Annotated in this window: 15 protein-coding genes; 8 read left to right on the plus strand and 7 right to left on the minus strand. The window is 72.7% G+C overall.

Going from position 1 to position 15,023, the window contains the following annotated elements; genetic code table 11:
- Window positions 1-30: 30 nt before the first annotated feature.
- Window positions 31-1,434: a trehalose-6-phosphate synthase gene (locus tag AB0H57_RS23175; RefSeq protein ID WP_357509670.1), complete on the minus strand. Its 1,404-nt coding sequence runs from the start codon at window positions 1,432-1,434 to the stop codon at window positions 31-33.
- 333 nt (window positions 1,435-1,767) lie between these two features.
- On the opposite strand from AB0H57_RS23175, the gene ettA reads away from it, so the two are divergent.
- The 4 genes from ettA to AB0H57_RS23195 all read left to right on the plus strand — a co-directional run bounded on the left by ettA (window position 1,768) and on the right by AB0H57_RS23195 (window position 5,325).
- A complete protein-coding gene (gene ettA, locus AB0H57_RS23180; protein WP_357509672.1) occupies window positions 1,768-3,444 on the plus strand; it encodes an energy-dependent translational throttle protein EttA in 1,677 nt (558 codons plus the stop codon).
- On the plus strand, window positions 3,437-3,883 hold the full coding sequence (locus AB0H57_RS23185; RefSeq protein ID WP_357509674.1) for a thioesterase family protein: 447 nt from the start codon (window positions 3,437-3,439) through the stop codon (window positions 3,881-3,883). Before ettA ends, AB0H57_RS23185 begins: the two co-directional genes overlap by 8 nt.
- A complete protein-coding gene (locus AB0H57_RS23190) occupies window positions 3,880-4,587 on the plus strand; it encodes a hypothetical protein (RefSeq protein ID WP_357509676.1) in 708 nt (235 codons plus the stop codon). Before AB0H57_RS23185 ends, AB0H57_RS23190 begins: the two co-directional genes overlap by 4 nt.
- Window positions 4,588-4,734: 147 nt before the next feature.
- Complete coding sequence (locus AB0H57_RS23195) at window positions 4,735-5,325, plus strand: YbjN domain-containing protein (protein ID WP_357509678.1); 591 nt, start codon at window positions 4,735-4,737, stop codon at window positions 5,323-5,325.
- Between the two features lie 40 nt (window positions 5,326-5,365).
- Here the strand turns inward: AB0H57_RS23195 and AB0H57_RS23200 are convergent, their stop codons facing one another.
- The 3 genes from AB0H57_RS23200 to AB0H57_RS23210 form a co-directional block, all read right to left on the minus strand.
- Entirely contained in the window at window positions 5,366-5,788 is a 423-nt protein-coding gene (locus AB0H57_RS23200; RefSeq protein ID WP_357509680.1) for a globin, read from the minus strand.
- Between the two features lie 58 nt (window positions 5,789-5,846).
- Window positions 5,847-7,211 carry an MFS transporter gene (locus AB0H57_RS23205; RefSeq protein ID WP_357509682.1) on the minus strand — a complete coding sequence of 455 codons (1,365 nt, stop codon included), beginning with the start codon at window positions 7,209-7,211 and terminating at the stop codon, window positions 5,847-5,849.
- A 249-nt stretch (window positions 7,212-7,460) separates the two neighbouring features.
- Complete coding sequence (locus AB0H57_RS23210) at window positions 7,461-8,513, minus strand: mechanosensitive ion channel family protein (RefSeq protein WP_357509684.1); 1,053 nt, start codon at window positions 8,511-8,513, stop codon at window positions 7,461-7,463.
- A 283-nt stretch (window positions 8,514-8,796) separates the two neighbouring features.
- On the opposite strand from AB0H57_RS23210, the gene AB0H57_RS23215 reads away from it, so the two are divergent.
- Entirely contained in the window at window positions 8,797-9,330 is a 534-nt protein-coding gene (locus AB0H57_RS23215; protein ID WP_357509686.1) for an HNH endonuclease, read from the plus strand.
- Between the two features lie 28 nt (window positions 9,331-9,358).
- On the opposite strand, the gene AB0H57_RS23220 is transcribed toward AB0H57_RS23215, so the two are convergent.
- The 3 genes from AB0H57_RS23220 to AB0H57_RS23230 all read right to left on the minus strand — a co-directional run bounded on the left by AB0H57_RS23220 (window position 9,359) and on the right by AB0H57_RS23230 (window position 11,350).
- Window positions 9,359-10,276, minus strand: coding sequence for a class F sortase (locus tag AB0H57_RS23220; RefSeq protein WP_357509688.1), 918 nt, complete (start codon window positions 10,274-10,276; stop codon window positions 9,359-9,361).
- Window positions 10,277-10,290: 14 nt separating this feature from the next.
- Window positions 10,291-10,809 (minus strand): hypothetical protein, encoded by a 519-nt coding sequence (locus tag AB0H57_RS23225; protein WP_357509690.1) that lies wholly within the window; start codon window positions 10,807-10,809, stop codon window positions 10,291-10,293.
- Window positions 10,810-10,912: 103 nt separating this feature from the next.
- Window positions 10,913-11,350: an Lrp/AsnC family transcriptional regulator gene (locus AB0H57_RS23230; RefSeq protein ID WP_357509692.1), complete on the minus strand. Its 438-nt coding sequence runs from the start codon at window positions 11,348-11,350 to the stop codon at window positions 10,913-10,915.
- Window positions 11,351-11,495: 145 nt separating this feature from the next.
- Here AB0H57_RS23230 and AB0H57_RS23235 point away from each other — a divergent pair, with 145 nt between their 5' ends.
- Genes AB0H57_RS23235 through AB0H57_RS23245 form a run of 3 tightly spaced genes read left to right on the plus strand, consistent with a single transcriptional unit; the run spans window position 11,496 to window position 15,018 of the window.
- Complete coding sequence (locus AB0H57_RS23235; RefSeq protein ID WP_357509694.1) at window positions 11,496-12,398, plus strand: tryptophan 2,3-dioxygenase family protein; 903 nt, start codon at window positions 11,496-11,498, stop codon at window positions 12,396-12,398.
- A gap of 14 nt (window positions 12,399-12,412) precedes the next feature.
- Window positions 12,413-13,687, plus strand: a complete 1,275-nt coding sequence (gene kynU / locus AB0H57_RS23240; RefSeq protein ID WP_357509696.1) for a kynureninase — start codon at window positions 12,413-12,415, stop codon at window positions 13,685-13,687.
- Window positions 13,684-15,018: an NAD(P)/FAD-dependent oxidoreductase gene (locus tag AB0H57_RS23245; protein WP_357509698.1), complete on the plus strand. Its 1,335-nt coding sequence runs from the start codon at window positions 13,684-13,686 to the stop codon at window positions 15,016-15,018. Before kynU ends, AB0H57_RS23245 begins: the two co-directional genes overlap by 4 nt.
- Window positions 15,019-15,023 lie beyond the last annotated feature (5 nt).

The raw sequence follows: 15,023 nt of genomic DNA on the forward strand, positions 1-15,023 counted from the left end.
AGGGACTGGCCGGGGTGTTGAGGGCGGTGGTCAAGCGGCTTCCTCCGCATCGGGCACACCCAGTTCGGTCAGGAAGGACTTGGCCCAGTGCCCGACGTCGTGGCTGCGCAGGTGGCGTTGCATGATACGCATGCGGCGGCGCGCTTCGGGACGCTCCACGTGCACGGCCTTCAGCAGGGCGTCCTTGACCGCGTCGGGATCGTGCGGATTGCACAGAAACGCCTGGCGCAGCTCGGTGGCGGCGCCAGCGAACTCGCTGAGCACGAGCGCGCCGCCCTGGTCGGCGCGCGATGCGACGTACTCCTTGGCCACCAGATTCATTCCGTCTCGCAGCGGGGTCACCATCATCACGTCGGCAGCGACGTACATCGCCGCCAGTTCAGAGCGACTGTACGACTGATGCAGGTAATGCACCGCCGGCACGCCGACCCGGCCGAACTCGCCATTGATCCGGCCGACCTCGCGTTCCACCTTCACCCGAAGTGCCTGGTAGTGCTCGACCCGTTCCCGGCTGGGCGTGGCCACCTGCACCATCACCGCCTCGGGAACTGTCAACTTTCCGTCAGCCAGCAGTTCCCGGAAGGCCTTGAGCCGCAGCTCGATGCCCTTGGTGTAGTCGAGCCGGTCGACGCCCAGGACGATGGTCCGCGGGTTGCCCAGCTCCTCGCGGATCTGCTTGGCCCGGGCCTGGATCGCCGGGTCCTCGGCCAGCCGCTCCATCTCCTTGGTGTCGATCGAGATGGGGAAGGCGCCCGCCTTCACCTGCCGCCCGTCGACCTGGATCATCTGGCCCTCGTAGCGGAGCCCGAGCAGGTGCCGGGCCAGCCGGACGAAGTTCTGCGCGGCCAGCCGCTGCTGGAAGCCGATCAGGTCCGCGCCGAGCAGGCCGCGCAGGATCTCGGTGCGGAACGGCATCTGCATGAACAGTTCGATCGGCGGGAACGGGATGTGCAGGAAGAATCCGATCCGCAGGTCCGGGCGCAGCTCACGCAGCATCGACGGCACCAACTGGAGCTGGTAGTCCTGCACCCAGACCGTCGCGCCCTCGGCCGCGACCTCCGCCGCGGCCTCCGCGAACCGGGCGTTGACCAGGCGGTACGCCTCGCGCCACCGGCGCTTGTAGGCCGGGGTCTCCACCGCGTCGTGGTAGAGCGGCCAGATGGTGGCGTTGGACTGCCCCTCGTAGTACCGCTCCAGCTCCTCGGCGCTCAACGGCACCGGGTGCAGCCGGATGCCCTCCAGGTCGAACGGCTCGGGCGCGGGCCCGGTGCCCCCGGCCCACCCGACCCAGGTGCCTCGGTGCTCGGCGAGGACGGGGTGCAGCGCGGTCACCAGCCCGCCGGGGCTGCGCCGCCACTGGCGTCCCTCGGGGGTGCTCACCTCGTCGACCGGCAGTCGGTTCGCCACTACGACAAAGGAGCTACGGACGGTCACGATCGGCCACCTCCGGGTGCTGACGGGTCCACCGCGATGAGCCTACTGAGCGTAGCTGCGGCCTCTGTTGCCCCGTGCCGGAGTTACCTACCCGTCCCAGAACCGCCGAACCGCGATGGTGATCTTGTCGACAACTCCCTCGTCGGAGCGGGGCAGGGCGGCCCGCCGCGTACTCCTCGGGCGGGGTGATGTGGGCGCGGCGCGCCGTACCTGTCAGGATTGACGATGGCGTGCGCGCGGCCGGCTCCCGGCCGGCGGCGGCGGGTGCAGGTCGAAGCCCGCGCCCCGCGCCCCGCCAGCCCGCGATCGCAACCGACGGAGGTAGCCCGCACCGTGGCCCAGTTCATCTACGTCCTGGAAAAGGCGCGCAAGGCGCACGGCGACAAGGTCGTGCTCGACAACGTGACGCTGAATTTCCTGCCGGGGGCCAAGATCGGTGTGGTCGGCCCGAACGGCGCCGGTAAGTCCAGCCTTCTCAAGATCATGGCAGGCTGGGATCAGCCGAGTAACGGCGAGGCCCGGCTGATGCCCGGCTTCACCGTCGGCATGCTGGCCCAGGAGCCGGCGCTCAACGACACCAAGACCGTCCTCGGCAACGTCGAGGAGGCGGTCGCGGAGATCAAGACCAAGCTGGAGCGGTTCAACAAGATCGCCGAGGAGATGGCGACCGACTACTCGGACGAGCTGATGGAGGAGATGGGCCGGCTCCAGGAGGAACTGGACAACGCCGACGCCTGGGACATCGACTCCAAGCTCGAACTGGCGATGGACGCGCTGCGCTGCCCGCCGCCGGACGCCGACGTGACCAAGCTCTCCGGCGGTGAGCGTCGCCGGGTGGCGCTGTGCAAACTGCTGCTGGAGGCGCCCGACCTGCTGCTGCTCGACGAGCCCACCAACCACCTGGACGCGGAGAGCGTGCAGTGGCTGGAGCAGCACCTGGCCAAGTACGCCGGCACGGTCATCGCCATCACCCACGACCGGTACTTCCTGGACAACGTGGCCAACTGGATCCTGGAGCTGGACCGCGGCCGGGCCTACCCGTACGAGGGCAACTACTCCACCTACCTGGAGAAGAAGGCCGCCCGGCTGGCCGTCGAGGGGCGCCGCGACGCCAAGATGAAGAAGCGCCTCTCCGAGGAGCTGGAGTGGGTGCGCTCCAACGCCAAGGCGCGGCAGACCAAGTCCAAGGCCCGCCTCGACCGCTACGACGAGATGGCCGCCGAGGCGGAGAAGACCCGGAAGCTGGACTTCGAGGAGATCCAGATCCCGCCGGGCCCGCGCCTGGGCAGCACGGTCATCGAGGCGCACAACCTCAGCAAGGGCTTCGGCGACCGGCTGCTGATCGACAACCTGTCGTTCTCGCTGCCGCGCAACGGCATCGTCGGCATCATCGGCCCGAACGGCGTCGGCAAGACCACCCTGTTCAAGACCATCGTCGGGCTGGAGCAGCCGACCGGCGGCGACGTCAAGGTGGGGCCCACCGTCTCGCTGTCGTACGTCGACCAGAACCGGCAGGGCCTCGACGGCGACAAGACCGTCTGGGAGGTCGTCTCCGACGGGCTGGACCACCTCATGGTGGGCAAGGTCGAGATGCCGTCCCGGGCGTACATCGCCGCGTTCGGCTTCAAGGGGCCGGACCAGCAGAAGCCGACCAAGGTGCTCTCCGGTGGCGAGCGGAACCGGCTCAACTTGGCGCTGACCCTGAAGATCGGCGGCAACGTCATCCTGCTCGACGAGCCGACCAACGACCTGGACGTGGAGACCCTCTCCAGCCTGGAGAACGCGCTGCTGGAGTTCCCCGGCTGCGCCGTGGTCATCTCCCACGACCGGATGTTCCTGGACCGGGTCTCCACGCACATCCTGGCCTGGGAGGGCGACGACCAGGACCCGTCGAGGTGGTTCTGGTTCGAGGGCAACTTCGAGGCGTACGAGAAGAACAAGATCGACCGGCTCGGCGCCGAGGCCGCCCGGCCGCACCGGGTGACCTACCGCAAGCTCACCCGTGACTGACAAGTTCGTCTACCACTGCGCGCTGCGCTGGTCCGACCTGGACGCGTACGGCCACATCAACAACGCCCGCTTCCTCACCCTGTACGAGGAGGCCCGGGTGGCGCTGATGTTCGCCGGCGGCCGGGCGTGGGGAGTGGGCTCGTTCGCCGACGGGGTGGTCATCAGCCGGCACGAGGTCGACTACCTGCGCCCGGTCGACTACGCGCTGGGCCGGGCGACCGCGGAGGCGGCCCCGGCCGTCCGGATCGAGCTGTGGATCTCCGAGATCCGGGCCGCCCGGTTCACCGTCGACTACGAGCTGTACGACGGTGACGTGCTGGCCAGCCGGGCCCGCTCGGTGCTGGTGCCGTTCGACCTGTCCACCCAGCGACCCCGCCGGATCAGCGCCGACGAGCGGGCGTTCCTGAGCCGGTACGCGCTGCCCGGCGGCCCGGGGTGAGCCCGACGGTCGGCGGGCCGGCCACCGGCGGCGGGCACGGGCTGGCCGGGGTGGCCGACGCGGGGGCCTTCCTGGCCCGCCTCGTCCGGCTGGACCCGGCCGCCCTGGTCCGGCTCCGCCCGGCGCCCGAAGGTGGCCGTACGGCCCTCTGGGCCCGGTTGCCGTGGGGCGTGCTGGTGGTCCGCACGGTGGCCGGGGTGGGCCCGGGGGACGTGACCGTGGCGGCCGGCGAGCTGCTGTCCGAACTGGAACGGGGCGGGACCGTGCTGCCCGGGCCGCGGGACGCGCAGTGGCGCTGGCCGCTGCCGCCGCCGGTGAGCCGGCCGGTGGAGTTGCTGCCGGTGGCCGACGTGCGGCGGATCGCCGACGCGGCGGCGGGCACCCTGCGCAGCGCGGCCACGCACGGGGTCGCCGGCCGCGCGGTGGGGCAGCGGGCGCTGCGCGACGCGCTGCTGGACCACGTGGCGGTGGTGGTCACCCCCGAGGGTGACCCGGGCGCCGAACCGGTGGAGGTGCCGCAGCGCCTGGTCCAGGGGCTGGTCCGGATGGGCTTCCTCGGCGCGGCGCCGGCCGCCGGGGCCGCGCCGCCGGCCGACGGCGGGGTCCAGGTCCGGGTGGCGGGCCGATGGGTCGGGCTGGTCGGACCGTACGGGGCCAGTTGGTCGCAGAAGCCCGGGGGTCTGGTCGTCCGACCGGCTCCCTGATCGGCCGAAAGGATGACCCATGGTCGTTCTTCTGGTTTGGGGCGGCCGTTGGGGGGGTGCTTCAACCCGGCTGTCCGGGTACCGTCCATCCTCGGATCCAACGCACCGTATGCGGCTGGATCCGCTGGGGAGTGAGGTGCGCGAGCGATGCCGTGGTGGTCATGGCGCCCCGGGCCCGCCGGTGGCGGCGATCCGGACGACGGTCGAAGCGGGATCACAGTGGAGGAGGCCACCGTACGGGTCGGTCCACCGGCCCAACGCCAGCCCGAGGACGACGTGCTCGCCAGTGAGCGGGCTCCCATCGGGGACATGGGGACCACCGTCGAGCCGGTGACCCTCGGCCGGGTCTGCGACGCGCTCGACCTGCTCGACGTGCGATACCTGGCCGACGGCGACGGCAACCTGCTGGCCATGTGGGAGCGGCACGCCGTGCTGGTGACCCTGGAGGGGCCGGAGGACGAGATCCTGGTGATGCGGGCCCGCCCGCACGCCACCGTCCCGCCCGACTGGGCCGATCGGGCCTACCGGGTGGTCAACGAGTGGAACCACACCCGCCGGTTCTGCAAGGCGTACATCGGGGACCCGACCGAGCGGGGCCAGCTGCCGATCTACGCCGAGTTGCAGGTGCCGCTGGGCGCCGGCACGCACGACGCGCTGCTGATCGAGATGCTCGACTGCGGTGCGGCGGTCGCCACCAGCTTCGTGGACTGGCTGCACGACGAGGGTGCGCTGCTCTGACGGGCGCCTGCTCTGGCCGGGGCGGCCGGCGGGGGGGTCGTCAGCCCGCCGGTTCCTCCGCCACGTTCACCATGAAGTAGGCGGCCCGCTCCAGGTAGTCCCAGAGCGCGGTGGCCTGCTCCGGTGCCAGGTCCAGCGACTCGACCGCCCGGCGCATGTGGCGCAGCCAGGCGTCCCGGGCCGCCGCGTCGACCCGGAAGGGCGCGTGCCGCATCCGCAGCCGCGGGTGCCCGCGGGTGGTCGAGTACGTGTTCGGGCCGCCCCAGTACTGCATGAGGAAGAGCGCCAGCCGGTCGGCCGCCGGCCCGAGATCCTCCTCCGGGTACATCGGGCGCAGCAGGGGGTCGGTCGCGACCCCGGCGTAGAACTCGTCCACCAGCTTGCGGAACGTGGGCTCGCCGCCGACCGCCTCGAAGAGGGTGATCGACGGCTGGGGGCGGTCGGGTCCGGTTGCGGGAGTCACCCTCCCATCCTGCCAGGCGCGCGGAACGGGGACCGCCCGGCGGGGTGGGGTGGCCCGGTCAGCGGGTGGCGGCGGTGATGCCGCTCGTCGGCCCCTCCTGGGCGGGCGCGGATCGGGGCGCGACCACCGGCGCCCGGGTGGCCTGGCCGTCCGGCTGCCTGGCCGCCCGCACGGCGGCGTCCACCGCCGCCGCGCTCGGCCAGCGCAAGGTGATCAGCAGCATCAGCAGCACGCCCGCCGCGCTCCACACCCCGACCACCTTGGGAAGTGGGAACCGCTCGGCGAGCAGGCCGGTGATCAGCACGGCCGCGCCCTGGATCACCTGCACGCCGGTGGCCATCACGCCGAAGGCCCGCGCCCGGTAGCCGTCGGGCAGGACCCGGACGAACAGGCCGTTCGCCGTCGGCAGCAGGCCGGCCACGGCGAAGCCGCAGGCGGCGGCGAGCAGGGCGACCACCGTCGGGGGCGGGTCGAAGAACGCCGGCACCAGCACCAGCGGGGAGAAGACCGCCAGCGGGCGGATCAGGCGTAACCGGCGGGCCGGCGCCACCATCCGCCCGATCAGCAGGCCGCCGAGGATGAACCCGACCGGGTTGGCCGCCATGATCACTGCCTGGCTGAGGCCGGCCTCCATGCCGTCGTGGCGATCGTCCGCCCAGGCGGCGGCGAGCCCCTCGGGCACGATCGAGAAGAGCATCGAGGCGAAGACCAGCAGCGCGATGGCCCGCATGATCGGGGTGCCGAAGACCATCTGGAAGCCCTGCGCGGTCTCCCGGAGGAGGTGGCTGCGGTGCGCGGCGGTCATCGCCGTGGGCCGGTTCCGCACCCCGAACCGCACCAGCAGCGCCGAGAGGCCGAAGGTGGTCGCGTTGAGCAGCAGCGCCACGGTCGGGTTGACCACGGCGATGCTGGCGCCGACCAGGTAGCCGACGACCTGCGCGGCCTGGCCGGCGCTGGCGTTGAGGGAGAGCCCGAGCACCACGCGGTCGCCGGTCAGGATCACCGGCAGCAGCGCGGACCGGGCCGCCTGGCTGGGCGGGTTGGCGAGGGTGACCAGGAAGAGCAGCGCCAGCACCGCCGGCACCGGAAGGCCCTTGATGGCCACCAGCGCCATCAGCACCATCCGGGCCAGGTCGGCGGCGACCATGACCGACCGGTAGCGCCACCGCTCCGCGAGCGTGGTCAGCAGCGGCCCGCCGACCAGCCAGGGCAGGTAGCTGACGGCGAACGCGGTGGCGGAGAGGGCGACCGATTCCGTCTGGCGGTAGACCATCACGGTCACCGCGGCTCGCGCGACGTAGTCGCCGAGCCAGGACAGCACGCTGGCGGCGAAGATTGCCCGGTACTCACGCTCGGCGAACACCTCGCGGAAGGTGGCCGGCCCGTCCGCAGGGGGTCGCTCGTCGGACACCGTGGCCTCCATCGTCCCCGGGGGTTGGCCACTCGTGATGGCGGGTCGGGGACCGTCGTCAGATCTACGGATCAGCGAGGACGTCTGCGCGCCTCCCATCGGAGCCGCGGTTTACCGGATTCTGCCCGATCGTCCGAAGGCTGGCTAGTGCGAACGGCTCGATCGTCGCATCTCCGACTGAACGAACGGACGATACCTGAGGGGTCGGGCGGCTCGCGACCCCTGCCCGCCCAGCGCGGCCGGCCACCCGTCCGCCGGTCCTCAGGTGCTTCCGCCCCGGTCGGTCTCGGTCGGCCCGAACGGGGCTACGCCCGGCTGGAGGCGGGCGGCGGCGAGCCGCGCGGTGATGCCCGAGTTGTCCAGCGCCTCGGCCAACCGGCGGCGCAGCTCCCGGCCGACCGCGAACTGCCCCTCGGCGGTCGTCTTCACCACCGTCCGGAGCACCGCGCCGTCCACCGTGATCTGCTCGACGCCCAGCACGTTCGGCGGCTCGACGATCTGCTCGGCCAGCCCCGGATCCAGCGCCACCGACTCCGCCGCGGTGCGCAGCACCGCGGTGGCCTCCTCCGTCCCGGCGAAGCCGATCGGCAGGTCCACCACGACCAGCGCCCAGCCCTGGCTCTTGTTGCCCACCCGGACGATCTCGCCGTTGCGGATGTACCAGAGCACCCCGCGACCGTCGCGGACGGTGGTGACCCGCAGGCCGACCGACTCGACCACCCCGGTCGCCTCGCCCAGGTCCACCGTGTCACCCACCCCGTACTGGTCCTCGATCAGCATGAACAGGCCGGCCAGCAGGTCCTTGACCAGGCTCTGCGCGCCGAAGCCCAGCGCCACGCCGACGATGCCCGCGCTGGCCAGCAGCGGGGCCAGGTCGAAGTTGAACTCGCGCAGGATCATCAGCAGCGCGATGCCGAGGACGAACGCGGTGACCACGCTGCGCAGCACCGAGCCGATCGCCTCGGCCCGCTGCCGGCGCCGTTCGGGGACGAACTCGCCGGGCTCCGTGGCGGCGGTGGGGATCCGCTCCCGCAACGGGCGCAGCAGGGTCGGCATCGGGCTGTGGCCGGTGGTGCGGACCAGCCGGTTGATGGTCCGGTGCAGCGCCCAGCGGGCGATCAGGGCGAGCAGCAGGATCAGTACGATCCGCAGCGGCTTCACCACGATCCAGTAGCTGCCCTCGGCGAACCAGGTCGAGCCGCTGATCCGGTAGGCGATCTCGCAGAGCGGGTCGTCGAGGCACTCCACGCTCGGGCTTTCGCTGGTGATCGGCGGGAGCGCCGCGACGGGCGCCGGGAAGCTGACGGAAGTCACGCTGTCTTCGTACCGCACGGCGGGGGGCCTTCCGCTTTCGGCCCTCCGCCTCGTGGCCGGGCCCCGACTCGATGGTCATCCGGGCCGAAACCGGTCATCGTGTCACAGGTCGAGAAAGCTTCACCGGGGACCCCGGATTAGTACGTGCAATCCCGGTTCCGATCAGGGACGATTGGCGCAACGGACGTCGGCGGTCCCGCCGGCGTCGGCGTGGTTGCCGGCTGCCCCCCGGGCCCGGTCGACGCGATGCGGTGGGAGCGGCTGGACCGGGAGGGTGAGCACGATGCCTGACATACGACCCATGGTGGGCTCCGGCGCGTTGGTTCTCAACGCCACCTACGAGCCGCTGTGTGTCGTGTCGGTGCGTCGAGCCGCGATTCTCGTGCTCTCCGCCAAGGCCGTCTGCGTGGCGGACGGCGAGGGGTTCCTGCACAGCGCCCGCAACGCGCTGCCGGTGCCGTCGGTGGTGCGGCTTACCCGCTTCGTCCGGGTGCCATACCGCACCCACGTCGGGCTCTCCCGCCGGGCGATCTTCGCCCGGGACGGCTGGCGGTGCGCGTACTGCCGGGGGCCCGCCGAGACCATCGACCACGTCTTCCCGCGCAGCCGGGGCGGCCGGCACGCCTGGGAGAACGTGGTCGCCGCCTGCGCCCGGTGCAACCACACCAAGGGCGACAAGACCCCGGCCGAGCTCGGCTGGCGGCTGCACAACCTGCCGGCCGCGCCGAAGGGTACGGCCTGGCGGGTGCTCGGCCACCGGGCACCCGACCCGCGCTGGGCGGACTGGCTCGACCTGCGCGAGCCCGAGGCGGCCTGAGCGCGGCGGACCGGCCCGCCCCGACGGGTCACCGGGCCTTGACCAGTGACGCGTAGACGACCAGGTTGTCGGCGTACCCCGTCTCGCCGCCCACCCAGCGCCCGCCACAGGTGATCAGCCGCAGGTTCGGTCGGCTGAAGTCGCCGTAGATCTCGTCCACCGGTAGCCGCTCCTTGCCGTACCGCCGGATCTCGGTGACCTCGAACTCCGCCACCGACCGGTCCTCCCGGGTGACCTCCACCCGGTCCCCGTCCGCCAGGCTCTTCAGGTCGTGGAAGACCGCTGGGCCGGTGGTGGTGTCGACGTGACCGACGATCACCGCGGGACCGTACTGGCCCGGGGTCGGGCCCTGGTCGTACCAACCGGCCTCCTGGGCCCGGCCGAGGTCCGGCACGTCGATGCTGCCGTCGCGGGCGATGCCGACCGGGTGCACCGGTGCCCGTAGGCCGATCTTGCCGATGGTGATGTCCGTCGGCGGGCTGGCCGGCAGCACCGGGAACTTCCTCGGCGGCGGGCGCAACCCCGCGCTGAGCTGCGCCGGCAGCACGCTGATCCCGGTGAACCGCTCCACCCCGAGCATCGCCACGATCAGCGCCATCACCGCCGCGACCACCAGCACCGGCGCCCCGGGGCCGCGCTGCCCGACGGGATACCGGCGCCCCGGCCCGACGGCTGCGGCGCGCACCGGACGGGCCCGCGGATCCGGGGTCGCCACGCTGGCCGAGTAGGCGTGCCCGGCCACCCGGACGAACCGCCGGGACGTCCGGGCAGCCAGCCGCAGCGCCTTCCGGAACCGGTCGCCCGCGCCCCGACTCCGCCGGTGCCGGCCACCGCGACCGTCGCGTCGGTCCCGGGCTGTCGGGGCACCTCGTCGAGCGCCTCGCCGGTGCCGGGCGGCCGGCTCGTCCCGCCTGCTCCGGTCCGCGCGGTCAGCTGAGCGGGCCATCGCCGCACCCGGGCTCAGCGGCCGGACGTGGTCCTGCGGCGGGCACCGAAGCCGGCCACCACCGCCACCGCGGCGAGACCGCCCACCAGCAGCACCGAGCCGACGCCGGGGCCGCCGCCCGCCGTGCCGCCGCCCCCGGTGGCCGGGCCCTTGCTCGGCTGGGCCATGTTCAGCACGGTCAGCATGGTCGAGGCCGTCTGGCCGTTCTCGCACCGCAGGTCGACCGGGAAGTCACCGGGCTGTTTGTTGCCCGGCACAGTGGCCGAGCCGGTGAGGAAGCCGTTGTTCGGCCGCAGCGTCACCGGGCCGCCGAAGGCGTCCGAGCGTACCGTCGCCTGGCGATTGTTGTTGTTGCCGCAGCTGGCCCGGATGTTCACCCGGCTGCCGGCCTGCACGCTGCTCGGCGTGACTTCGACGAAGACGTTCTCGCCCGCGTGGGCCGGCGTGCCGGTGGCCAGGACGAACGCCCCGACCAGACCGAGCAGCACCAGCGCGGCCGAAAGGGCGCGATGTGACACGTGAAGCCCTCGCATGATTTCCCCCCTCCCGGTGCGGTCGCACCGGAATCCTGCTGACGGGCAGCGGGGACTGCTTTCCCCTTGGCCCCGGGACAAACCCCGGCAGGGGCCCCTCCGGTCACGCCAGGGGGGTGACCGGGTGCCAGTCGAGCGGGGTGGAGAGGACCATCGTGCTGGACGGCTGGCCGTACGGGGCGAGGCGGTCGATCACCCGCTCGAACTCCGTGATCGAGCCGGCCGCCACCTTGAGCATGCTGCACGCGTCGCCGGTGATCCGGTGGATCTCGATGATCTCCGGCCAGCCGGCTACCTCCGGGTCGTTCAGGATGCAGCGGGACCCGTAGCAGGACATCCGGATCAGCGCGACCACCGTCCGGCCGGCCCGGGCCAGGTCCACGTGCGCGTGGTAGCCGGTGATCACCCCCGCCTCCTCCAGCCGGCGGACCCGCTCGGCCACCGCCGGCGGCGACAGGTGCACCCGGCGGGACAGCTCGCTGAACGAGAGCCGGGCGTCGGCCTGCAGCTCCCGCAGCAGCGCCCAGTCCATGTGATCCACTGCGTGACCTTTCACTCGTGAACCCGAACTCCGTACGGCTTTCCGAATGGTAGGCCACCGTGCCGCAGCGCCGTTGATCCGGCATTCCATTGGCCGTTCCGACCGCGAGATCATGACGCTACCGGCCCACGGAGGGAGACGACAGGTGGAACAGTCGGACCTGCGCGCACCCACGATGACCGCGGCGGTGCGCCCGGCCACCGCCCGGCAGCGGGCTGCCCGGGCGGCCCGCAACGGCGGCGAGCCGACCCTGGAGTTCGCCGACCGGGTGCCGTACGACGCGTACGTGCGGGCGAGCACCCTGCACCAGTTGCAGCAGCCGCTCAGCGACGACCCGGGCGAGATGTCCTTCCTGATGGTCAGCCAGATCATGGAGCTGTACTTCGGGCTGACCTGCCACGAGCTGCGCCACGCCCAGCGGGAGCTGCGCGCCAACCGGATCTGGGACGCGTTGCCCGCGCTGCGCCGGGCCGCCCTGCACCTGGAGGGGCTGAACGCCGCCTGGCAGGGACTGCGCTGGATGACCCCGGCCGACTTCAACCGGTTCCGCAACCAGCTCGGTGAGGGCTCGGGCTTCCAGTCGGCGATGTACCGGCAGCTGGAGTTCCTGCTCGGCCTGCGTGACCCGGCGCTGATCCGGCCGTTCCGCCGGCAGGCCGAGGTGCACGCGGAGCTGACCGCCGCGCTGGCCACCCCGAGCCTCTGGGACGAGGTGGTGACGCTGCTCGCCCGGCGCGGCTTCGGCATCCCCGACGAGCTGCTGGCCCGGGACCTGACGGTCGAGCACGAGGCGCACCCGGCCGTCGAGGCGGCCTGGGTGCGGATCTACGCCGACGGCGGCCCGGACAATCACCTCCGGCTGCTGGGCGAGGCGCTGACCGAGGTCGCCGAGCGCTTCGGTGACTGGCGCTGGCACCACGTCAAGGCGGTGCAGCGGACCATGGGCGCCAAGGTCGGCAGCGGCGGCTCCGCCGGGCTGGCGTGGCTGCAGCGCAGCATGGCCCGGGTGGTCTTCCCCGAGCTGTGGTCCGCCCGGACCGCGATGTGACCGGAGGGCAGGACATGCACACCGAAGCCGAGGCACACCGCCGCGACGCCGCCGACCCGGGGCACCGGCACCTGTTCCACGTGCCGCCCGCCGAGGGGGGCCGCTATCCCGAGGTCGCCTATCTGGCCGGCAACTCGCTCGGCCTGCCGCCCCGGGCCACCCGGGACGAGCTCCTCGCCGACCTGGACGCCTGGCGCCGGCTCGGCGTCGAAGGGCACCTGGAGGCCGAGCGGCCCTGGCTGCCGTACCACGAGCTGTTGACCGCGCCGGCCGCGCGACTGGTCGGCGCGCTGCCGGCGGAGACCGTGGTGATGAACTCGCTCACGGTCAACCTGCACCTGCTGATGGTCAGCTTCTACCGGCCGGCGGGGGAGCGCACCCGGATCGTCATCGAGGACAGCGCCTTCCCGTCGGACAGCTACGCGGTGCGCAGCCAGGCCCGGTTCCACGGCCTGGACCCGGACGCCACGGTGGTCCGGCTGAAGCCCCGCCCGGGCGAGGACACCCTGCGCACCCAGGACGTGGTGGACCTCCTCGCCGCCGAGGGGCACACCGTGGCGCTGGTGCTGCTCGGCGGGGTCAACTACCTCACCGGCGAGCTGATGGACATTCCCGCGATCACCGCCGCCGGGCGGGCCGCGGGCGCGGTGGTCGGCTGGGACCTGGCGCACGCGGTGGGCAACGTCCCGCTCGCCCTGCACGACTGGGACGTCGACTTCGCCGCCTGGTGCTCGTACAAGTACCTGAACTCGGGGCCCGGCGCGCTGGCCGGCGTCTTCGTCCACCAGCGGCACCTCGGCCGGGCGGAGCTGCCCCGGTTCGAGGGCTGGTGGAGCACCGAGGCGGCCACCCGGTTCGAGATGACCCCGGTCTCCCGGCCGCCGGCCACCGTCGAGGCGTGGCAGATCTCCAACCCGCCGATCTTCGCGATGGGACCGGTGCGTACCTCGCTGGAGCTGTTCGACTCCGTCGGCATGCCCGCGCTGCGGGAGCGCAGCGTGCGGCTCACCGGCTGGCTGGAACGGCTGCTCGACGAGGTGACCGCGGATCGGCCGCTGACCGTGGTCACCCCGCGCGACCCGGCCCGGCGCGGCTGCCAGCTCTCGATCCGGATCGGGACCGGCAGTGCCAACGAGCTGACCAAGCGGCTGCGGCACGAGCACGGCGTGATCGCCGACGCCCGCGAGCCGGACGTCGTCCGGTTCGCGCCGGTGCCGCTCTACTCGACGTACCACGACTGCTGGCGGGTCGCCGACGCGCTGGCTTCGACCGTGGAGGTGAACCGGTGAGCGAGCGGGACGAGATCGCCGTGGTCGGGGCCGGGCTGGCCGGCTGTCTGCTGGCCTGTTACCTGGCCCGGCGCGGCTACCGGGTGGCGCTCTACGAGCGGCGGCCGGACCCGCGTACCGGAAAGGTCGAGCGGGGCCGCTCGATCAACCTGGCGCTCTCCGAGCGCGGCATCGACGCGCTGCGCCGGATCGACCTCGACGAGCGGGTGCTGGCCGACGCCCTGCCGATGCGCGGCCGGATGATCCACCCGGTCTCCGGCGAGCAGCAGTTCCAGTCGTACAGCGTCTCCGGCGACCGAGCGATCAACTCGATCAGCCGGGGTGCGCTGAACAACGCCCTGCTCGACGCCGCCGCCGCGCTGCCCGGGGTGCGGATCGCCTTCGACCACCGGCTGGTCGGCCTCGACCCGACCACCGGCGAGCTGACCTTCGAGACCCCGCAGGGCAAGGTCGTCGAGACCGCCCCGGTGGTCCTCGGCGCGGACGGCGCCGGGTCCGCGGTGCGCGGGCAGCTCCTCGGGTACGGGGTGCTGACCGAGAGCCTGGACTTCCTGGACTACGGCTACAAGGAGCTCGCCATCCCGCCGGTCGGCGGCGAGTTCGCCCTCGACCCGGGCGCCCTGCACATCTGGCCGCGCGGCACCTCCATGATGATCGCGCTGCCGAACCCGGACCGTTCCTTCACCTGCACCCTGTTCTGGCCGACCCACGGCACCGCCAGCTTCGCCTCGCTGGGCAGCCCGGCCGCGATCGAACAGCACTTCGCCGAGCACTACCCGGACCTGATCCCGCTCGCGCCCAACCTGGTGGACGACTACCAGCACAACCCGGTCGGGGTGCTCGGCACGGTCCGCTGCGCGCCCTGGCAGGTCGACGGCCGGGTGGCGCTGGTCGGCGACGCGGCGCACGCCATCGTGCCGTTCTACGGCCAGGGCGCCAACTGCGCGTTCGAGGACGTCGTGGAGCTGGACCGCTGCCTCGACGAGTGCGCCGACGAGTGGGCCGCGGCGCTGCCGCTGTACCAGGCGCGGCGGCAGGAGAACGCGGAGGCGATCGCCCGGATGGCGCTGGCGAACTTCGTGGAGATGCGGGACAAGGTCGCCTCCCCGCTGTTCCGGGCCGGCAAGCGGATCGAGCACGCCCTGGAACGCGCCCTGCCCGGCCGGTACGTGTCCCGCTACGAGATGGTGTCCTTCTCGACCACCCCGTACGCCGAGGTGCGCCGCCGGGTGCGGCGGCAGCACCAACTGGTCGGGGTGGCCGCCGCCGGTGCGGCGGCGCTGCTGGCCGGCGCGATCGGCGCCCTGATCGGCCGGGGGAGGCGGGGATGACGCGC

This window comes from Micromonospora sp. NPDC050686 (assembly GCF_040654475.1).
In the GTDB taxonomy this organism is placed as follows: Bacteria; Actinomycetota; Actinomycetes; order Mycobacteriales; family Micromonosporaceae; genus Micromonospora.